This window comes from Flavobacterium sp. SM15, from assembly GCF_022012335.1.
GTDB lineage: Bacteria > Bacteroidota > Bacteroidia > Flavobacteriales > Flavobacteriaceae > Flavobacterium.
The window spans coordinates 41,208-61,282 of the sequence record NZ_JAKLTO010000004.1; the positions used below are offsets into that span (position 1 = coordinate 41,208).

21 protein-coding genes are annotated in these 20,075 nt (G+C 34.5%); 12 read left to right on the forward strand and 9 right to left on the reverse strand.

Going from position 1 to position 20,075, the window contains the following annotated elements; translation table 11 throughout:
* Position 1: 1 nt before the first annotated feature.
* Both LZZ90_RS07965 and LZZ90_RS07970 read right to left on the reverse strand, forming a co-directional pair.
* Positions 2–496 carry a hypothetical protein gene (locus tag LZZ90_RS07965; RefSeq protein WP_237790160.1) on the reverse strand — a complete coding sequence of 165 codons (495 nt, stop codon included), beginning with the start codon at positions 494–496 and terminating at the stop codon, positions 2–4.
* A 10-nt stretch (positions 497–506) separates the two neighbouring features.
* Positions 507–1,241: a diphthine--ammonia ligase gene (locus LZZ90_RS07970; RefSeq protein WP_237790161.1), complete on the reverse strand. Its 735-nt coding sequence runs from the start codon at positions 1,239–1,241 to the stop codon at positions 507–509.
* Positions 1,242–1,316: 75 nt separating this feature from the next.
* On the opposite strand from LZZ90_RS07970, the gene LZZ90_RS07975 reads away from it, so the two are divergent.
* From LZZ90_RS07975 to LZZ90_RS07985, 3 genes are all read left to right on the forward strand, one after another.
* A complete protein-coding gene (locus tag LZZ90_RS07975; RefSeq protein ID WP_237790162.1) occupies positions 1,317–3,359 on the forward strand; it encodes a M1 family metallopeptidase in 2,043 nt (680 codons plus the stop codon).
* 251 nt (positions 3,360–3,610) lie between these two features.
* The gene (locus tag LZZ90_RS07980) at positions 3,611–4,264 is read left to right on the forward strand and encodes a hypothetical protein (protein ID WP_237790163.1); all 654 of its coding nucleotides are present in this window, start codon (positions 3,611–3,613) and stop codon (positions 4,262–4,264) included.
* Positions 4,212–5,195, forward strand: a complete 984-nt coding sequence (locus LZZ90_RS07985) for a hypothetical protein (protein ID WP_237790164.1) — start codon at positions 4,212–4,214, stop codon at positions 5,193–5,195. The genes LZZ90_RS07980 and LZZ90_RS07985 overlap by 53 nt, the downstream gene beginning before the upstream one ends.
* Positions 5,196–5,228: 33 nt before the next feature.
* On the opposite strand, the gene LZZ90_RS07990 is transcribed toward LZZ90_RS07985, so the two are convergent.
* A complete protein-coding gene (locus LZZ90_RS07990; RefSeq protein ID WP_237790165.1) occupies positions 5,229–5,747 on the reverse strand; it encodes a hypothetical protein in 519 nt (172 codons plus the stop codon).
* Between the two features lie 94 nt (positions 5,748–5,841).
* Between LZZ90_RS07990 and LZZ90_RS07995 the strand changes: the two genes are divergently transcribed.
* The 5 genes from LZZ90_RS07995 to LZZ90_RS08015 all read left to right on the forward strand — a co-directional run bounded on the left by LZZ90_RS07995 (position 5,842) and on the right by LZZ90_RS08015 (position 11,024).
* Complete coding sequence (locus LZZ90_RS07995; protein ID WP_237790166.1) at positions 5,842–7,017, forward strand: carboxypeptidase-like regulatory domain-containing protein; 1,176 nt, start codon at positions 5,842–5,844, stop codon at positions 7,015–7,017.
* Between the two features lie 118 nt (positions 7,018–7,135).
* Positions 7,136–9,466, forward strand: coding sequence for an ATP-dependent helicase (locus tag LZZ90_RS08000; protein WP_237790167.1), 2,331 nt, complete (start codon positions 7,136–7,138; stop codon positions 9,464–9,466).
* Positions 9,467–9,470: 4 nt separating this feature from the next.
* Positions 9,471–10,046, forward strand: a complete 576-nt coding sequence (locus LZZ90_RS08005) for a hypothetical protein (RefSeq protein ID WP_237790168.1) — start codon at positions 9,471–9,473, stop codon at positions 10,044–10,046.
* A gap of 24 nt (positions 10,047–10,070) precedes the next feature.
* On the forward strand, positions 10,071–10,691 hold the full coding sequence (locus tag LZZ90_RS08010; protein WP_237790169.1) for an L-threonylcarbamoyladenylate synthase: 621 nt from the start codon (positions 10,071–10,073) through the stop codon (positions 10,689–10,691).
* 21 nt (positions 10,692–10,712) lie between these two features.
* Positions 10,713–11,024, forward strand: coding sequence for a DUF2809 domain-containing protein (locus LZZ90_RS08015; RefSeq protein ID WP_237790170.1), 312 nt, complete (start codon positions 10,713–10,715; stop codon positions 11,022–11,024).
* Positions 11,025–11,670: 646 nt separating this feature from the next.
* Here the strand turns inward: LZZ90_RS08015 and LZZ90_RS08020 are convergent.
* From LZZ90_RS08020 to LZZ90_RS08030, 3 genes are all read right to left on the reverse strand, one after another.
* On the reverse strand, positions 11,671–12,504 hold the full coding sequence (locus LZZ90_RS08020) for an OmpA family protein (protein ID WP_237790171.1): 834 nt from the start codon (positions 12,502–12,504) through the stop codon (positions 11,671–11,673).
* 77 nt (positions 12,505–12,581) lie between these two features.
* Positions 12,582–13,577, reverse strand: coding sequence for a glycosyltransferase family 2 protein (locus tag LZZ90_RS08025; RefSeq protein ID WP_237790172.1), 996 nt, complete (start codon positions 13,575–13,577; stop codon positions 12,582–12,584).
* Positions 13,578–13,597: 20 nt separating this feature from the next.
* Positions 13,598–14,047 carry a type I restriction enzyme HsdR N-terminal domain-containing protein gene (locus tag LZZ90_RS08030; RefSeq protein ID WP_237790173.1) on the reverse strand — a complete coding sequence of 150 codons (450 nt, stop codon included), beginning with the start codon at positions 14,045–14,047 and terminating at the stop codon, positions 13,598–13,600.
* Between the two features lie 58 nt (positions 14,048–14,105).
* Between LZZ90_RS08030 and holA the strand changes: the two genes are divergently transcribed.
* The 3 genes from holA to LZZ90_RS08045 all read left to right on the forward strand — a co-directional run bounded on the left by holA (position 14,106) and on the right by LZZ90_RS08045 (position 15,819).
* The gene (gene holA, locus LZZ90_RS08035; protein ID WP_237790174.1) at positions 14,106–15,110 is read left to right on the forward strand and encodes a DNA polymerase III subunit delta; all 1,005 of its coding nucleotides are present in this window, start codon (positions 14,106–14,108) and stop codon (positions 15,108–15,110) included.
* A 30-nt stretch (positions 15,111–15,140) separates the two neighbouring features.
* Positions 15,141–15,563 (forward strand): hypothetical protein, encoded by a 423-nt coding sequence (locus LZZ90_RS08040; RefSeq protein WP_237790175.1) that lies wholly within the window; start codon positions 15,141–15,143, stop codon positions 15,561–15,563.
* Positions 15,564–15,642: 79 nt separating this feature from the next.
* Positions 15,643–15,819: a CAL67264 family membrane protein gene (locus LZZ90_RS08045; RefSeq protein ID WP_237790176.1), complete on the forward strand. Its 177-nt coding sequence runs from the start codon at positions 15,643–15,645 to the stop codon at positions 15,817–15,819.
* Positions 15,820–15,878: 59 nt separating this feature from the next.
* On the opposite strand, the gene LZZ90_RS08050 is transcribed toward LZZ90_RS08045, so the two are convergent.
* Complete coding sequence (locus LZZ90_RS08050) at positions 15,879–17,405, reverse strand: carboxypeptidase-like regulatory domain-containing protein (protein WP_237790177.1); 1,527 nt, start codon at positions 17,403–17,405, stop codon at positions 15,879–15,881.
* 137 nt (positions 17,406–17,542) lie between these two features.
* Positions 17,543–17,827, reverse strand: coding sequence for a hypothetical protein (locus tag LZZ90_RS08055; protein WP_237790178.1), 285 nt, complete (start codon positions 17,825–17,827; stop codon positions 17,543–17,545).
* Between the two features lie 108 nt (positions 17,828–17,935).
* Between LZZ90_RS08055 and LZZ90_RS08060 the strand changes: the two genes are divergently transcribed.
* A complete protein-coding gene (locus tag LZZ90_RS08060) occupies positions 17,936–18,694 on the forward strand; it encodes an oxygenase MpaB family protein (RefSeq protein WP_237790179.1) in 759 nt (252 codons plus the stop codon).
* Positions 18,695–18,788: 94 nt separating this feature from the next.
* On the opposite strand, the gene LZZ90_RS08065 is transcribed toward LZZ90_RS08060, so the two are convergent.
* Entirely contained in the window at positions 18,789–20,036 is a 1,248-nt protein-coding gene (locus LZZ90_RS08065) for a T9SS type A sorting domain-containing protein (RefSeq protein WP_237790180.1), read from the reverse strand.
* Positions 20,037–20,075: the final 39 nt, after the last annotated feature.

The window sequence follows — 20,075 nt, forward strand, 5'->3', positions numbered from 1 at the left end:
ATTAATCGCGTAACCATTTTTGCATTACCGGAAAAGCTTTGCGGTTATTTTTTTCAGCCCGCTCAGCACTTAGGGCAAGTCCGGCCCATTCCAAAAAAGGTAATCCTATAAAATTCTTCTGCGAATAATTTTCAATGAGCCAATCAGAATTTCCCTTGTAGCCATTTTTATGAAAAACGACTTCAAGAGGCAATTCTAAATGATTAGCTGCAGCATATGACCATAACATGGCACCGATTTCATCGCCCTGAGACGGCCATTCTTTAGCCATAGCATCGGTACCGATAAGTTTTCTTTCACTTGCAGAAGTTACGGCAAGATGTCCGGCTTCGTGAAGTATATCACCCGGATATTGCAATTTGGAATAATCAATGTAAAGACAATCCGGACCTAACTCAAGTCCTGGCAGAAAAGTATCGTCGTTTAATTCTTTTTCGATGGTTTTGAGTTCAATTTCTTCTAAAAAGGCAATTATTTTATGTAATTCTGCAGTCATAGCTGATGTTTTATTTCGGAATTAGATCACAATACCAGAAACCATAATCAAAAGCTTCAGTATCATTCGTGTCACAAGCTGTGTTTGAAGTGTCAGTTTTCGGTTTTTCATATTTTCGGTAAACGATTTCGCCTAGTTCAAAATCTATCGGTTTAGAGAAAATTGGGCCGTCAAAAGTAAAGGTGTGAAATTCTCCGTTTTCTCCACAAACATCTACATCATCAGGTAAATCAGCAATAAATTGTTCGTCGATGATTCGGCCTACAAAACTTTTATCAAGATTGCGTTCGTTTACGCAAGTAACAATTGTCTTGAATCCTAAAGATAAAAACTCTTTAATTAAATCTTTAGTGTCAATTTTCCACAGTGGAAAGATTCCTTCGAGTTGCATTTCAGCTAGTTTGCTTTCACGGTATTTTCGTAAATCTTCTAAAAAAATATCGCCAAAAATTGAATGCGTTACGCCATTATTGGTGTATTGTTTTAAGGTTTCACGCATTACGTCTTCATAAACTTCCATAGTTGGCATTTCGGGAATTTCCATTTTATGGAGTGGTAAACCGATACTTGCAGCTTGTTGTTCTAAAAGTTCAGCGCGAACCCCGTGCATGGAAATACGATTGTATTGCTTGTTCACACTTGTTAGAAGCGAAACAATTTCGATTTCAGGATTTTGAAGAGTTTTATATAAAGCCAGAGCAGAATCTTTGCCACTGCTCCAGTTAAAAATTGCTTTTGTTTTCACGGAAATTAATTTGAGTGTAAACTTACTAAAAAGTCCGAAATTCCTTTGTATTTTTGAACTTCTTATAACTGAAAAATGAAGTATTTATTCCTTCTGATAAGCTCCATAGCACTTGCTCAACAAACTAAGAAAGTTGATTTTATTTCGATGCAGGCATATCTTACTCCTAATGCGATAGAGAAATCCATTGGCGGAAAAGTGGTTTATGATTTTGTGGTTAAATCGAAAATCGATACTATTAAAATCGATGCGGTTAAGATGGAGTTTTCCGAAGTCAAGATTAATGGCAAGCAAGTAAATTTTAAGAATTCCGGTAAATCATTAAACTTGTTTAAAGGTTATAAGAAAGGGAAAAATAAACTTGAATTTACCTATTCCGCAAAACCAAAACAAACCATGTATTTTGTTGACGATCAGATTTGGACCCAAGGGCAGGGGAAATACACCAGCCATTGGCTCCCGAGTTTTGATGATGTGAACGAGAAAGTGATTTTTGCTGTTTCTGTTTGTTATGATGAAAATTTTACGGTACTCACAAATGGTAAATTTGTAAAAGGTGCGCTTTTAGATTCTTGCCAAGTTTGGTATTATGAAATGCAAAAACCGATGAGTTCTTATTTGGTTATGCTTGCCATCGGGAAATTCACAAAACAAACCGAAATTACAAAATCAGGAACACCTTTAGAATTCTATCTGAAAAAGGAAGACAAAGACAAATTCGCCACAACCTACAAATATTCCAAAGAGATTTTCGACTTTTTTGAACAGGAAATAGGCGTGAAGTATCCTTGGGAAATCTACCGCCAAGTTCCGGTGATGGATTTTTTGTATGCCGGAATGGAAAACACGACGTCAACCATTTTTGCTCAGGATTTTGTGGTAGATGAAATCGGATTTAATGACAGAACCTATACTAATGTAAACGCTCACGAATTAGCGCATCAGTGGTTTGGAGATTTGGTAACGGCGCAATCTTCCAAACACCATTGGTTGCAGGAAGGCTTTGCTACTTATTATGCTTTATTGGCGGAAAAGGAATTGTTTGGGGAAGATCATTTCAATTACGAATTATATCAAACGGCAGAAACATTGCAACGAGCTTCAAAAACAGACACGATTCCCTTGATGAATGAAAAGGCGAGTTCGCTTACCTTTTATCAGAAAGGCGCTTGGGCTTTGCATTATTTACGCGAAAATATTGGAGCCGATAATTTCAGGAAAGCAGTTAAAAATTATTTGATTAAGTATAGTTTCCAAAACGTCAATACCGATAATTTCCTTGATGAGGTTAAAAAGGTTTCCAATTTCGATACGGAAGCTTTTAAGAAAAACTGGCTGGAGCAAAAAGGTTTTGAGGTTCAGCAAGCATTGACAATTCTTGAAAAGAACAAATTTATCAAAGAGTATTTAGCACTCACAGAACTTTATGACAAACCCTTAGCTGAAAAAAAGAATCAGTTTGAAGCGATTTTAAAATCGGATGGTTTTTATCCTTTAAAAGAAGAAGTCGTTTATCAATTGCAGCAAGTTCCTTTTAAACAAAAAAAAGAAATGCTTTTACTGGCTTTGCAAACCAATAATTTAAAAGTAAGACAAGCTGTTGCCAAAAGTTTAAAAGAAATTCCCGTTGAATTCAAATCGGAGTATGAAACACTATTAAATGATGCTTCTTATGAAACCAAAGAAACGTCTTTAAAATATTTATGGGCTCATTTTCCAGACGATAGAATTAATCTTCTGAACAAAACTAATGGTTGGGTTGGTTTCTCCGACAGAAGCACTAGAATCGTATGGTTAACTTTAGCTTTAGCAACAAAAGAGTATAAAACCGATGAAAAACTTGCTTATTACGATGAGCTATTAGGTTATTCGACACCAAAATTTGAAGCAAATACCAGACAAAATGCAATTATCAATTTATTGTTTCTAAACAAAATGGATAAAAACGTTTTGCCCAATCTTATCAATGGATTGGTGCATCATAAATGGCAGTTTGTGAAATTCTGTAGAGAAAAAATCAGGGAACTGATTAAACAGGAAGTATTTAAAAAGTATTTTGAAGAAGTTTTGCCTACACTACCTGAGAATGAAAAATCACAATTAAAGAAATTATTGTAAGATATTTTTTGCTAGTGTAATAGAGTTTGTTTTTTTAATATTTTTGAGATAATTAAACTCCTTATATGAAAAAATCTCTTTTATAATTAGTGCTTTTTTTATTGTTCCTAATTACTTTGAGCTGTAATTCGAATGATGATAATTCTGAGAATAATAATTTGAATGAAGATTTTAAGGAAAATTTTGGAAATTAGATTTCACGCGATTTTATTGGAGAGGTTGTAGATGAAGCTAATCACCCAATTCAAGGAGTGTCAGTTAAAATTGGTACTAATACAGTACAAACTGATGCGAATGGTGTTTTCATTATCAATGGAGCTGATGTTTATGAAAATTTTGCATACATAATCACGAAAAAATCAGGATATATTGATGGTTCAAGAGCATTGATTCCAACTGATGGAAAGAACAAGGTAAAAATCATGATGATTACCAATGTGCCTGTGCAAACAGTTCAATCCGGAACAACCAGCGAAGTAACTTTACCAAACGGAACCAAAGTAAATTTTGATGGAGCATTTCAAGATGAAAACGGGAACGCTTATTCGGGAACAGTTCAGGTTTTTATGTATCACTTGGAGTCATCCAATGGAAATTTAAGTAGTTTGATGCCGGGAATGCTTTATGCTCAAGATAAAGACGGAAATGAAAAAATACTGGAAACTTATGGTATGATGAATGTGGAATTAAAAGGAGCATCAGGGCAGAAACTTCAAATAGCAAATGGTCATACAGCTCAAATCACTATGGATATTGACGATGCACAACTATCCAACGCACCTACTACTATTCCATTATGGCATTTTGATGAGGTAAATGGCTATTGGAAAGAAGAAGGAAGTGCTCAAAAAGTTGGAAGTAATTATGTTGGAAGAGTTTCCCATTTTTTCATGGTGGAATTGTGATGCTCAATTTCCAACAGTTTCATTAACCGTAAATGTTTTTGATGCCAGTCGTAACCAGTTGCCTTATGTAAGCGTTCAATTAATTCGAAATAATTCTACTAATCCGGTTATTTCACAAGCGGATGATCATGGTCAAGTATCTGGATTAATACCTTCAAATGAAGTATTGACAATGAAAATAATTGATTTGTGTTCAAATGTGGTTTACACATCTACAATTGGACCTTTTTCATCAGATACTACCATCAATATTGTACTAGATAATGTCATGCCAACTAATGTTGTTGGAAATTTGGTTAAATGTGATAAATCTAAAGTTACTAATGGATATGTGAAGCTCGTTAACGGAAATCAGTCATTGATTTGTAATGTTACAGATGGGAATTTTAATTTTAGAACATTAGTTTGTAATGCAAACAATAATTTTAGTTTGATCGGATTTGATATAGAAGGCATGCAGACTACCGGAGATTTAAATTATTCTTTCTCATCTGCTGTCACTAATCTAGGTGATATCCCAGCTTGTAATTCTGTAACAGAATTTATTTCATACAAAGTTAATAATGACCCGGTTTGTTATATTTTTAATAATATCGATTCTCACGTGGGAAGTTACAATCCCTTATATATTCAGGGCAATTCTGGATTATTCAATCAGCCAGGTGTTTCAATTTATGGTAATTCAACAAATGTTGGTACTTACTCACTCCCAAATACTGCAATAGGTATTGGCTTTAGACGTGTTCAAGGTAATATTGTAAACGGATATAGTATAAGTTCATCTACCGGAGCCCAAACCTGTATTATTAAAATAAATAAATACGGGGCTGTTGGTGATTATATTGATATTGCATTTTCTGGATCATCAACGCTTGGTGGTGGTGAACCCCTAGTTATTTCTGGAGTTGCACATATTATTAGAGACAATTAGTACTAAAAAAGCCCTGAAATTCAGGGCTTTTTTTTATCCGATAATTTCGGTTATTTCGTTTTTGATAAAAGACAAGGCTAAAACAGTAGGAGATTGTGCTTCCATTAAATCGGTTAAGATCATTTCTCGAAGTTTATCTGCGTTTTCTGCTTTCAATGTTGTTTTTCTGATGGTTTGAATGATCGTGTTTTTTGCAGTCAGGATAACATTCCAGCATTCGTCAGTTAAGTAAACCTGTTGCGTTAAATTGTGCTCGAATTCCTGTTCGATATGACGGATTAACAGCGCTTCATAATCATTTTTATCAGTAGAAAGCGGTGCGATCCTAACCAACAATTTACCCGGATTAATGCGTTCCAAAAATAAAGCCATGCGCTCATAAGCCTGTAAACGCAAGGGAAGCGCATTTTTCTGAGCGTCTTTGTGAAGCAGAAAACGTCTTCTTCCATCTTCATTTTTCAAATAGGCGTTAAAAAAGTAATAGGCAACTCCACCCGTGATTAAAGAAGGTAAAGTATAAGCCGCTATATCAATAAGTTTTGAGTAATCCATAATAATTTAATTTTTACAAAAATAAAAATATAATGTTCAGTTGAAAATACTGTAAGCTTTTTATTTATTTTTGTTTTGCTCTAAATACGATTTTATGAAGAAACTTCTATTTTTCTTACTGTTACTTATTCCGATCAGTGTGTTTTCTCAAAACACGGAAATCGTAGTTAAATTGTTGGATAAGGAAAATAATACACCGGTAGAAGGAGCTTCCATAACGGTTTTACCATCAAAGCAGGGTTTGGTAAGTAACTCGGAAGGTGTTTTTAAGCTTTTCACCAAAAAACCTGTCCGTCTTCAAATTTCACACGCTTCCTTTGAAACACTTATTGTTAATACTTCAAGCCTAACGGAGAAAGAAAACATCATTTATCTTGATCGCACCAATAAATTTCTGGAAGAGGTTATTGTTACTAAAAACCATCCGCAGGAAATTTTGAAAAAAGTAGTGAAAACATCCATTGAAAATTTAACCGTTCCTGTAAATTTGAAAGTGTACACCCGAGAGTTTTTTAAGAAGAACGATAAGTATACTTCGTTTAACGATGGGCTTCTTAATTTTTGCATACAAGGCAATCCTAAGAACGTTAAGACCGATATCCTTGTGGAGCAAAACCGTTTTTACGGCTTATTAAATGAAGACTTTCAAAAGAAAATGCCTTTAGGTTATAATCTGAACGATTTGATTAATAATTACTACGAATTCAGGTATTTGAACCGCGTTATAGAATCTTCTGCCCGTAAGAAATACGATTATGAAATCAAGACTTTTCCGGGAAACCGTGACTGGTATATGATGAAAATTTATCCGCTGAAAGATGTTGAGGAATATCTTGCGGATTTTACAATCGTGTATGACTATCAGAAAAACATCATTATTGAAATTCATTCTGCCATTTCAGAAGAACGTTACGATTATGCCAATACAACAGATTTTAACGTTGTAAAAGGAAAAATTTACCATTCGATTTTTAATGCCGTTTATAAGTACGACGGGAAAGATTATTATTTGTCAAGTTCCAACGAAGAAATTGGTTTTTCAAGAAACACCAAGAAAAAAGAAACAGAGCGTATCGAAGTAAAGAATTATTTTGTGACCACCCAATTCGATAAAAAAATGGTTCCTTATGATAAAGACGATGTGTATAAAGACCAATCCCTTAACAACAAGCGAAATAGCATCATAACCAATTATTGGGAAATGGATTCCGGCTTAACTTTAACAGACGATGAACGAAAGATAATTGAAGATTTGGCCACGAAACTTTAATTAAAACGATAATAAGGCATTCAGGATTTGAATGTCTTTTTTTTATGGCTATTTTTGTTGCTTTGAATTCAGAATTATACCTTAATAAGATATTTTACGAGTGGCTACAAAAGATCAAATGCAGCAGATAATCAACCAGCTTAACGAGGCACAACGCGCTCCGGTTTTACAGAAAGACGGTCCAATGATAGTAATCGCGGGAGCCGGTTCCGGAAAAACGCGTGTACTTACCGTTCGTATTGCCAATTTAATTCATCAGAATGTAGATGCGTTCAATATTCTTGCGTTAACCTTTACCAATAAAGCAGCACGTGAGATGAAAAAACGTATTACCGACATTGTTGGTGCCGAAGCCAAAAATCTTTGGATGGGGACCTTTCACTCGGTATTTGCGAAAATTTTACGAATTGAAGCTGATAAATTGGGGTATCCGAGCAATTTTACCATTTATGATGCTCAGGATTCCGTTCGTTTGATTGGTCAGATAATCAAGGAGATGCAGTTGGATAAGGATATTTACAAGCCGAAGCAGGTTTTCGGACGTATTTCCTCGTATAAAAATAGTTTGATTACGGTAAAAGCCTATTTCAACAATCCCGAATTAATTGAAGCCGATGCGATGAGCAAAAAGCCGCGTATGGGTGAAATCTACCAAAATTATGTGGAACGTTGTTTCAAATCCGGAGCAATGGATTTTGATGATTTGCTGCTGAAAACCAATGAGTTATTAAATCGTTTTCCGGATGTTTTGGCCAAGTACCAGGACCGATTCCGTTATATTTTGGTGGATGAGTATCAGGATACGAACCATTCGCAATATTTAATTGTTCGCGCACTTTCCGACCGTTTTCAGAATATTTGTGTAGTTGGAGATGATGCGCAGAGTATTTATGCTTTCCGTGGGGCAAACATCAACAATATTCTGAATTTCCAAAAGGATTACGATAATGTGCAAACTTATCGTCTGGAACAAAATTACCGTTCCACTAAAAATATTGTGGAAGCAGCCAATACCATTATTGATAAGAATAAAGTAAAGCTTGATAAAGTAGTTTGGACTGCCAACGATTTCGGCCCGAAAATCAAAATCCATCGCAGTATAACCGATGGTGAAGAAGGACGTTTCATCGCCTCAACCATTTTCGAAGAGAAGATGCAGCAGCAAATGCACAACGGTCAGTTTGCGGTTTTATACAGAACCAACGCACAATCGCGTGCTATTGAAGATGCACTTCGTAAACGCGATATTCCATATCGTATTTATGGAGGGTTATCGTTCTATCAACGTAAGGAAATCAAAGACGTTTTGTGTTACCTTCGTTTGGTTATCAATCCTAAAGACGAAGAAGCACTGGTTCGTGTCATTAATTATCCCGCAAGAGGAATTGGAGATACGACCGTTGAAAAGCTTACAGTAGCAGCGAATCACTACAAACGTTCCATTTTCGAAGTAATGGAACATATTGATAAAATCGATTTAAAACTGAATTCCGGTACTAAGAATAAGTTACAGGATTTCGTGACCATGATTAAGAGTTTTCAAATCATAAATGAAAATCAGGATGCTTTTTACCTAACGGATCATGTTACCAAGAAAACGGGTTTGATTCAGGAGCTTAAAAAAGACGGGACACCGGAAGGAATTGCCCGTATCGAAAACATCGAAGAGCTTTTAAACGGTATCAAAGACTTTACAGAAGGTCAGAAAGAAGTAGACGGAGCACGCGGTGCGTTATCAGAATTCCTTGAAGATGTTGCTTTGGCCACAGATTTGGATAATGATACCGGTGACGACGATAGAGTGGCGTTAATGACCATTCACTTGGCTAAAGGACTGGAATTCCCGACCGTATTTATTGTTGGTATGGAGGAAGATTTGTTTCCGAGCGCGATGAGTATGAATACGCGAAGCGAACTCGAAGAAGAACGTCGTTTGTTTTACGTGGCATTAACCCGTGCCGAGCATCAGGCGTATTTAACTTATGCGCAGTCGCGTTACCGCTGGGGGAAATTGGTAGACAGTGAGCCTTCCCGTTTTATTGAAGAAATCGATCCGCAGTATTTGGAATACTTAACACCAGTGGAAACCAATTACCGTTATAAACCAATTATTAACACTGATATTTTTGGCGATGTGGATAAATCAAAATTGCGTTTATCAAAACCGGTAGCTGGGACACCACCAAAATACATTACGGATAATGAGCCGAGTCCAAGTATGAATATCCGCAGGTTGAAGCCGGTTTCGGGTACATCATCAAATAATAAAACAAATTTGTTCGATTCGAATTTAGCCGTTGGAAATATCGTTATGCACGAGCGTTTTGGAAAAGGTGAGATTCTGAATCTTGAAGGAGCAGGAGCAGACAAGAAAGCGGAAATTAAGTTTGATGTTGGTGGAATTAAGAAACTGTTGCTTCGTTTTGCTAAGTTGGATGTGATTGGGTAAGAATATGAAATTTAATGAGATATCTTTTTTGCTATTTCTTGTTTTTTTAGTTTCATGCAATAACAGCAATACTTCAAAGCGAACCAATGTATTAATTAAAAACGAGAATAATCAAGATGTAAAAGTTCCCTTAAGGAATGATTTTGAAAATCAATTATTTATTACCGCCACAAGCTTGGATGATAATGGTGATTTGGAATTAGGCTGTGACTGCTGTTCAAGTAATTTTTATTTCATTGATAAAAGTAAATTTATCGAGGTTGCTTATTGTTTGCACGAAGATTCTTATTTAAAAGGAAATTATGAGATTGTAAAAGATGGGGTAATGCTACGCTATGATCAGGAGTATTTAAACATCGAAACGAATTTAGAAATAAATCCTGATTCGACAGAAACGTGGAAAAATAAGTATATTTATAGAAAAAGTGACGGCGAAGGAAAGGTGTCTTGGAAAAAAAATAAATCAAATTCTATTTTTAAAACGTCGTTTGGTGAATATGCACGAATTGATAATTCTAAAACTGAATTTTTGAAAAGAATTTCAGCTGACAGTAAGGTTAAAACTTTTTTGAGAATGTAATTATTAACTTTAGAGATAGTACAAATGGCACAATTCATAAAAATATATCCGGAAAACCCCAACGAAAAAGAAATTGCCAAAGTAGTAAAAACACTTCGTGATGGAGGTTTAATCATTTATCCGACCGATACGGTTTACGGGTTAGGTTGTGATATTACCAATACCAAAGCTTTAGAACGCATTGCTAAAATTAAAGGCGTGAAGTTAGAAAAAGCGAATTTCTCTTTCGTTTGCCATGATTTGAGCAATCTTTCGGATTATGTGAAACAGATTGATACTTCAACGTTTAAAATCCTGAAACGAGCCTTGCCGGGGCCATATACTTTCATTCTTCCAGGGAACAATAATCTTCCTAAAGAATTTAAGAAGAAAACCACAGTTGGTATTCGTGTGCCTGATAATAATATTGTATTGGAGATTGTTCGTCAGCTAGGAAATCCGATTGTTACGACTTCTATACATGACGATGATGAGATTTTAGAATATTCCACAGATCCGGAACTGATTTTCGAAAAGTGGCAAAACCTTGTAGATTTGGTTATTGATGGAGGTTATGGAGATAACGAAGCTTCCACCATAATTGATTTGTCTGAAGGGGAACCAGTTGTTGTTCGTGAAGGTAAAGGGAGTTTGGATATTCTTTAATTGCAATCACATAATAAATCTATGCTCACATTCAACAAAAAGTATTTTGGCTTAGCAATTTTCATTTTTTTTGTTGAGGTTTTTATAGCACTTTTTATTGATGACAACTTCGTAAGGCCTTATCTGGGTGATGTTTTGGTAGTGATTTTGATTTATTGTTTTTTGAAATCCTTTCTTAAATTATCAGTTCTACCTGCGGCTTTAATGGTATTGATGTTTTCTTTCACAATTGAATTTCTTCAGTTTTTAAATGTTGTAGAAAGGCTTCATTTAGAAAAATCAAAATTGGCCAGAATTGTTATCGGTACTTCTTTTTCCTGGGGGATTTGTTGATGTACACAGCAGGAATTGTAATTGTTGTTGTCATTGAAAAACTAATGCTCAAAAGAGAATTAAAGATGATATAAAAAACAGCGCCTCGATTTTTCAAGGCGCTTTTTTTATTTATTATGAAACTACTTGCTTAAATTCTTCATTTCCTTTTCAATCATATCATAAAACTGATCAATTTTCGGCATGATAATCCATAGTTTAAAAATGTATTAAAACGTTGATATTTAGTAACTTTGTATAAAATATGAGCTGATTTGTTAATTTGAAAAAAGAAAAATCATGGAAGCAAATGAAAAATACAAAAAGGTAAAAAGGACTTTGATATTGATTGTTTCTTGCTTCGTTGTCTTGTTATTTTCAATGTCATCATTTTCAAAAAATATCACAGTGCATACAAATAATTGTAATTGTCCTGTTAGCACTAAAGAGCATCCGGTAAAAGTTGAAACTAAAGCCCAATCCAAAGAATCAGCATCTACCTCATGCAGTTGTGGTGGTCGTTGTACAGGTTTTAAGATAAAAGGAAAGTGTTACTGCATTTGTTGGGGTTTTTAGACTAAATCACTTTATAGAAAAATAGTTTTTTTGAAGTTAAACATAAAGAAAAACGCTTCGGAATTCCGAAGCGTTTTTTGTTAACTATAAATTACTTGCTCAAATTTTTCATCTCTTTTTCTAGCATATCGTAGAACTGATCGATTTTCGGCATGATAATAATTCTTGTTCTTCTGTTTTTTGCTCTGTTTGCCGGAGAATCGTTATCCGCTAAAGGAATATAGTAACTTCTTCCGGCCGGAATCAATTGCTTCGGATTCACTCCTAAATCTTTATGTAACACACGTACAATAGAAGTAGCTCTTTTAACCGATAAATCCCAGTTGTCTAAAAGGACTGCGTTTTTGATAGGCACATTATCGGTGTGACCTTCCACCATACATTCGAAATCCGGCTTGCTGTTAACTACTTTGGCAACTTTGCTTAAAACACCTTTAGCGCGGTCGCTTACCTCGTAACTTCCAGATTTGAATAAAAGATTGTCTGCAATGGAGATCATTACCACACCTTTTTCAACGTTGATGTTGATGTCCGGATCGTCAATTCCAACCTCACGTTTTAAACTGGTTACCAATGCTAAAGTAACGCTGTCTTTTTTGGTTAAAGCATCTTGTAAGCGAGAAATTTTTAGGTCTTTTTCCTTTAAACTTTCTAATGATTTTTCAAGATTTTCAGCTCCTTTTGTTGTTAAAACAGTCATTTCTTTGGAGCTGTTTATAAGGTCTGAGTTGTTCTTTTTCAGGTATTCGTTTTGGCTGTTTAAGGCATCTTTTTCTGTAAGACAGGTGTTAAGTTTTACAGTACAGGTGTTAAGCAAATCCTGAATTTCTTTGTTTTTGGCTTCTAATTCGGCAATTTTTTTCTTAGATCCGCACGATGTAAGGGTAATTGCTGCTACGGAAAGGATAATAAATACTCTTCTCATGATTAATGATTTTAATAATGAATTACAAAGTTAGTAAGTTCTGTAAGGCTTGAATAGTTTAAAACGATAAACTAATGTTAAAAATTAACATCAAAAATCTTACCGCTTTTTACGAAGTAACGATAAACTATAGATTTTATTTTAAAGTAATTTGCGTGCTGCTGACTGTCTCTTTTGTCTAAAAACCTGAAAATCTGAGAGTAAAATGCAAAATGTGAACTCAAAATTGCCCATAAATGTTTTGGTTTTCCTTGTAATAAAAACCGAATTCCGGCTATTCCATCCAAAGCAAGTCGAATAAAAAGAATAGGAATCAACTTGTTTTTCGGAAGATTCTTCAGCAGCATCCAAAGAGAATTTCTAAAATTCAGGTAGGTTTTTTTAGGATTTCCTGCTTCCAGAGTTGCTCCGCCAACATGATACACTGTTGAGGTTCCGCAGTATTTGGCATTGTATCCTTTGTTGAAGGCTCTCCAACATAAATCGATTTCCTCCTGATGGGCAAAAAAATCCGGATCAAAACCTTGTAACTCACGAAAGACTTCTTTTCTAATAAACAAACACGCTCCTGAAGCCCAGAAAATAGGTGTGATGTCGTTGTATTGCCCGTGGTCTTGTTCTATGGTTTCAAAAATACGTCCTCTGCAAAACGGAAAACCATATTGATCAATAAAACCACCGCCCGCACCGGCATATTCAAAATATTCCTTGTTTTTGAAGTCTAGAATTTTTGGCTGAATGATGGCTGTTTGGGGTTCACTTTCAAATAAATCAAGTAGGGGTTCTAACCAGTTTTCGGTAACTTCAATATCCGAATTTACCAGTGCATAAATGTCTTCTTCTACAAATTGCAGGGCTTTGTTATATCCTTTTGCATAACCATAATTTCCTTTGTTTTCAATAATTTTTACAGAGGGAAAGTTTGCTTTTACATAGTCTAAAGAGGCGTCGGTTGAAGCATTGTCGGCCACATAAACAGTCGCCTGTTGAGAATAGCCAACAACCGAAGGTAAAAATTGTTCCAATAGTTTAACACCATTCCAGTTTAATATGACTACGGCTATTTTGTTCAATGTATTTGCAGATTTGTTTTTTAATTGGAAATAAAATCAGGAAGTTCTCTTAAAAACCGGTACTGCTCCTTCTCAAAATCCATTTGACAAAAGTAATGATTTAGCCCATTGGTAACCATTAAATATTCAGATTCCAAAATCATATTGTAGCGCGCAATCTGATTGAAGGTTTCCTGAGAAATTGAAACCTCGGGCGCTTTGCATTCTATCAGTAAAAATATTTTTCCATTCGGCTGAAAAACAACAACATCATAACGCTTGGTTAATCCATTAATTTTTATGGATTTCTCAACATTGATATACGATTTTGAATATTTTTTTTCCTGCAGAAGAAACTGAACCACATGTTGGCGCACCCATTCTTCCGGAGTGAGCACCACAAACTTTTTACGGATTTCATCAAAGATCAAGACTTTATTTTCGCTATTTTTGAACCGAAACGAATAAGTCGGGAAATTCAGTTTTTGCATGAAACAAAAATAGGTATTTCATTTAAACTGCCAACCGCGCTATACACGTAAAACCGAAATGGACGAAGTACTAAAAATCATAAAAGACATACAAGCCGGATCGATCAAACCAATTTATTTTTTAATGGGGGAAGAGCCTTATTACATCGATAAATTGGCGGATTATATCGAAGACAACATACTTCAGGAACACGAGCGCGATTTTAACCAAACGGTTTTATACGGGAGGGACGTTTCCATTGAAGACGTGATTGGTAATGCAAAACGTTTTCCAATGATGGCAGACCGACAAGTGGTTATCGTTAAAGAAGCTCAAGAGTTATCCCGAACCATTGATAAGCTGGAAACGTATGCAGAAAATCCGCAGCCCACGACGGTTTTGGTTTTCTGTTACAAATACAAAACACTCGATAAACGTAAAAAAGTAACTAAGGTCTTAGAGAAAGCCGGAGTGGTTTTCGAGAGTAAAAAACTATATGAAAATCAAGTAGGGACGTGGCTTACTAGGGTATTGCAAGGAAAAAAACTAAGTATTGAACCCAAAGCGGCAGCAATGTTTGTAGATTTCCTTGGTACCGATTTAAGCAGAATTGCTAATGAAATCGACAAGTTGGCTATCATCTTAAAACCAGGAGATACGATAACCCCTGCAATTATTGAGGAAAACATCGGTTTCAGTAAAGATTTCAATCCTTTCGAATTGCGAAAAGCCATCGGGGAGAAAAATCAGCTAAAAGCCTACCAAATTGCAGATTACTTTGCCCAAAATCCAAAAGACAACCCGATTGTACTTACTATTGGCTTGGTGTTTGGCTTCTTTTCCCAATTGTTGCAATATCATGGTTTGAAAGATAAATCGAAAGCTAATGTGGCTAAAGTGCTTAAAATCAATCCTTATTTTGTTGGAGATTATGAAGTTGCAGTGCGTAATTATCCAATGAAGAAGGTAAGCGCTATTATAAGTGCTTTAAGAGACATTGATGTGAAAAGCAAAGGTGTAGGAGCTAACAATTTAGCAATGGAAGATTTGCTTAAAGAGATGTTGGTAAAGATTTTTAATTAAATTAGTCATACAAACCAAAAACAAAATACCATGAATCCAATAGTAAGAAATGTACTGGCGGTAATTGCCGGAGCTGTAATTGGAAGTCTTGTAAACGGCTTCCTGATTTCAATAAGCGGAAAAGTGATCCCACCACCAAACGGAACCGATGTTACTACCTTGGAAGGTTTAAAAGCGTCAATACATTTGTTTGAACCTAAGCATTTTTTATTTCCTTTTCTTGCTCATGCTTTAGGGACACTTGTAGGAGCTTTTGTAGCCGCTAAACTTGCAGCAACTAATAAAATGAGAATTGCCATTGGTATTGGAGTGCTTTTTCTTTTAGGTGGAATTTCAAACTGTTTTATGTTGCCAGCACCCGTATGGTTTATGGCTGTTGATTTAATTTTAGCGTATATTCCAATGGGGTATTTAGCTGGGAAAATGGCTTCTAAAGTGGTAAAAGCGTCATAACCTTAATAAGGTATATTTTTCAAAGTCAATTAAAATCACGAAATTTGCATCCTCAAAATATAAAACATAAGTCAAGATGATGAATAAAAACACAGTGCTAGGTTGGGCTACTTTAATTATGATGATAATGGGATTATTGTTGATCGGTCTGGGCATTTACCGATATGCAGATGTTGCCGGATGGGGATTTTCTGCAGTAGGAGTAGGCTTTTTGGCTAATGCATGGGTTTTTAATGCTTTGAAAGGAAGAGTTTAAAAGATATAATTGAAATACAAAAAACCCGAATCTGATGATTCGGGTTTTTTTATTAGATTTTATTCTGTTACATGATATTGCTTCATTTCCTCCAAAGGTTCTAACGAAACATGGTTTTGCCAGATTTTAGGATCATATCGTTTTAGTTGAATAAAATTGAAATCAGCTTCTTTATAGTTATCAAATTCATTTTCGGTTATTTCAGAACTGGAAATATTCAATAATTCGGTTTTGTTTATCGAGTTACCTTCTATTTTTATATCCAGAGCCACAACATCTTTTTCCTGGTTAGTAAGTTCGATAAATTTTAGAGGTCTGTTTATATAAAAGTAGTTTCCTGTTTCTTCATAGGCATACTGTAAATAATAACTTTTGCTTTCTGGATCTTTTTTGAAAATAAGCGTACCTGAACCGGCATTTTCTGCAGCTTTAACGCCCAATATCAATTTTAAGTTGAAACCGCTAACTTTTTTGCCTTCCTCTAAATTATAGTTGCATTTTACAACAGCATAGTCTGATTCTTTTACATAAAGAGTTCCGTTATATAACGCCCTGTTTTTTTTAGGTGAAAATTTAATAATGTAAATGATTTCATCTTCTGCTTCATTGTAAATTTTACCGGCAAATTGATAGTTATATGCCTCGGAATCTGATATGAACTCCATTTTCTTATTGTCTAAACGCTGTTGCTGCAAGAAAGATTGGATGTGGTTTTTACTGTTTTGGAGTTTAGACAGTTCTTTTTTCTTTTTGTTTTTTTTGTCATTATAGGTTTTGCTCAAAGAAATAGTATCTCGGGAACCAAAAAGACCGCTTTTAACCCGATAAAATTTTGTGGTATCAAGATGTTTTAAGATGATTGAAGTTCCTATATCCTCCATATCTTCCAAAGAACTTGCACTTTCATTTCCGCTTATGTTTGTTGCTTTGATAACTTCGAGTTTTGGAACGAAAAAGGTTTTATTTTCTTTACTTGTTTTTTTTCCGTAATAATAATTGCAAAGAATGTCTTTATATCCTTGAGGCGGATATTTAATAAGTTTACCTGTGAATTTTTCCAGATCTGCATTAACATCTTTTAATTGCTTTTTGCTAAAACCAGTAGATTTATCGAGTTCAATATTTAATATAGAAGGCTTAAATGTTGATGATTCCCTGAAAAATAATTTACGTTGAGTAGAAACCTGTTTTGATTTGTAGTTCTCTTTAAGACGGTTTTTTACTTCTGCAATAACTTTATACGGATCTGGTTTTACATTACTTATTGTCATGTTTTGAAGTTCGAAACTTACAGGAGAAAGCTTAATAATTAAATTTTGTTTTTTTAAGTCTTCAATTGAAAGTTGTAAACTAGTATAACCAATGTACGATACGTTAATAGTTGCAGATTCGCCTAACTGGTTTTCGTTAAAATTAAAAAAGCCTTCATTATTGGTAACTAAATCTGTTACGCCGTTAACTTTAACATTGGCATAAGCAAGCGGTTCACTGCTATGGGAATCAATAACTTTTGCAGTAAGGTTTTGTGCAGTGGCTGTCTTTAAGCCTAGAATTAAAATAAAAAGGGTAATTAAGTTCTTTATCATCTTGATTTTATTTATCGTTTCGGTTTTACAGTTTATAAAACGATTTTAAATTCAAATGTATAAAAAATAACTTACATTTATTAATGGTTATGAAGGTTGTTTTAAATTTAACTTTTTTTAACGTGACCTGTTGTTTATTAAGAACCCGCAATAGGGGAGCCGAAGATGCCTACAGCAAGTTCAATCCAAAGTATAATGAGTGCAATTACTAAGATTGTACAAATTACTATACGGTATTTAGTGTTTTTTATTTTTCTAATAACCAATTCACATAATAACCCTGTTGCAAGTAATAAAGTTCCGGCAATAACAAAGTCAGTTAAGCTCCAGTTAACTTCGTTTGTGAACTGCATTGCAATAAATAGAATCAGTAACAAAATTACCACCGTCAAAATAATCCCAATAATTCTTTTGTTTTTCATAATGATGATTTTTAATAAAAATGTTAGTAATAATTAAGCAAATATAATTAACTTTGAAATACAAAGTACTTTTTATATGTTTTTTTTGACCCTAAATAAATTGTTGTTATGGAATTATTTGTAAAAAAGAATTCGATTGTTAGAAAGATATGGGGGAAGGGTGATACCATACTTTTTATTTTTGCAGGTGCTTCTGCAGAGTTTGCACTAAACAAAGCTGTCGATTGGCTCTATTTTACAGGAAAGCTGCCATCGGATCCTTTGGGACGATTGTTTTCCACAGTTGGTTATGCAAGAAAAATAGTTTTTGCCTCAACGGAAGATGCAAACAAAGCAATTGATCTTATGAGTCAAATTCATTCTTCAGTAGAGAAAAGTCGTGGAACTTCCATTCCGGACTGGGCGTATAGAGATGTGCTCTTTATGTTGATACATTATTCGATAGCAGCCTATGAATTACTTGAGCAGAAATTGACAGAAGAAGAAAAGGAAGAGGTCTACAATGTATTTTATAGAGTAGGAAAAAGGATGGGACTAAAACAATTGCCTGAAACGTATGTAGCTTGGCTGTCAATAAGAGAACAGCATTTAAGAGATAATTTGGTAAAGAGTTATTATACTGAAGATTTGTTCAAACAGTATAGAAAACATTTAGGAGCAGTGCGTTATAAGGTTTTGCTTGAAGCACAGAAATTGGTTGTTCCACTGCGAGTAAAAGAATTACTTGAATTCAATACTATTGCTTTGTTAACTCAAATTGTACCAATGTATAAAATGAGCCGAAAATTAAAACTTGATAAGCTTGTAAAAAGTGTTTTACTTCCTTCGCAGTACAAAAATCAAATAAAAGAATTGGATGTTTTTTAAAGCAACCAAAAAGATAAAATCAAAGGTCAGTGATCTAATTATTGGCTAAATTTTTTAAACAACAATTTTATTGCAATACGAGGACTTAGAGCTATTATTCAATAATAATTTTTTTAACTCTATTGACTCCTTGGGCCTCGATGAAAATATAGTAGTTTCCTTTTGCCAAACCACCAAGATTTATTGTATTGTTGTTGGAAACATTATCAAAATAAGCCGAATGAACCAACCTACCCAAAGGATCATAAACTGTGACTTGTTGCAACATTATGTTGTCAATATGTAGTTCCTCTTTGATAGGATTAGGGTAAATTGACATTTTTTCTAAAACCATCGTTTCTGTGTCCATAGTCGAGCAATCCGTTTCATAACTTGCAGTTTCATCTTTTAATAAAGACCATCTTGCATCAAAATAGGCTTTGTCATCTACCTGAATACATTGTAAATTATAATTTCCTCTAAAAAAAACATCAGTAAGTCTAGTGTTATTTCCGTTTTTGACATTCAAATTTGAAAGTTGGTTAACATTGCAATAAAACACAGTCAAAGCAGTCAATCCGCTTACATCTAAACTTGTCAATTGGTTTAATCTGCAATCCAAGATGGTAATAGCATTTAATCCGCTCAAATCTATGCTTGACAGTCTGTTATAGCCACATTGTAAGATGGTAAGAGCATTCAATCCGCTGATATTTAAGTTTGTCATTTGGTTGGAGGCACAATTCAAAAATGTAAGAGTATTCAATCCGCTGGCATTAAAATTTGTTAATTCGTTATATTCACAATTTAAATGAGTTAAAGCAGGTAATCCGTTCAGATTTAAACTTGTCAATCTGTTTCCATCGCATCGAAGGGTAGTTAAAGAAATACATCCACTGACATTTAAACTTGTAATTCTATTCAAATAACATTTTAAAGTTTGTAAAGAAGTACATCCGCTGACATTCAAAGTTGTAAGAGATCTATAGTAGGTAGTATCAAACTGAGATGTGGAGTAGTGTCCATAATAATTTAAATTTATCAAATTAGGGTTATTACTGCAATCCAGGGTTTGTAAAGAATAAAAATTTTCTATTCCGCTTAAATCAGCTATGTTTCTATTGCTAATATTTAAACTTGTTACTCCGCTAATTGCAGATGTTAGTACCTTATGATCTCCATTCATCGTATCTATTCCTAAATCGACTAGGGCTTGTTCAAAGTTTGCATCTGGTATTGTTGTGTACTGTGCATTTGAACTATGTATGCCTGTAAAACAAGTGACAATAAATAGGGATGCTATTTTCCATAGCATACTTTTAGGATCTTTAAATGTCATTTTGTTTGTATGCTTAATTTTCATAGGTTAGTTTTGGTATTGCTAATTTGGGTTAGTCTGCTT